General features: G+C 41.3%; 1 pseudogene. It reads right to left on the reverse strand.

Annotated features, from left to right (window positions below):
* A pseudogene (locus ACFIKE_RS12065) lies at positions 1-668 on the reverse strand (hypothetical protein); the annotation flags it as partial.

Consider the following 668-nt stretch of genomic DNA (forward strand, 5'->3'; position numbering starts at 1 on the left):
GGGCTGTCTAAAGAAGCCGGCAATGCCTCAAGATTGAGTGAAATCTCATCTAACTGTTCTAAAGTATAACCTGTTGTAAACACTGGAAACAACGTGAAAAGCTTTCCCTGTAGTGTCGACCATTTCTGTAAACCCCAATCATAAACAAAGGTGGTTTGCTCGTTATTGCCTCTTTTTAAGGACCAATAAATCCGGTTATCAATGGGGTCTATAACTCCTTGCATCTCATCAAGAGCAAACTTATCAAATGTTTTAAAAACCGTTCTATCAACCTTTTCAAAACCTATCGGTAAAAGTTGACCATCTAAACTCATCTGATAAAAACCACCATCACCTGCAAAAAAAGCGTCACTCCCTCGACATGCTATAGAGGCTGCACTGCGGGCTCCTCGCTTGTCTTGTATCTTTTGAAACGTAAACACAATTTTAGAACCCGCAACAAAGGTTCCTGCATAAATAGCAGAACGCATAAAAATGAGGGGATTGGTGGATTCTGTTGCCCCTTGAACATATTCTCCATCCGGAAAATCTTGAAAATCGCAATCTTTCTGTTTAACTGTCCAATGGCTTGCATCTTCCAAACCAGACCAATGAATGCGATTGGGGTGATCTGTCAATTGCATCAAACAAACAAAAGGTCCCCAAACCTTCACCAAGCCTGCTTTCGG

The sequence above is a fragment of the Bartonella sp. MU70NMGDW genome, assembly GCF_042194085.1.
In the GTDB taxonomy this organism is placed as follows: domain Bacteria; phylum Pseudomonadota; class Alphaproteobacteria; order Rhizobiales; family Rhizobiaceae; genus Bartonella; species Bartonella grahamii.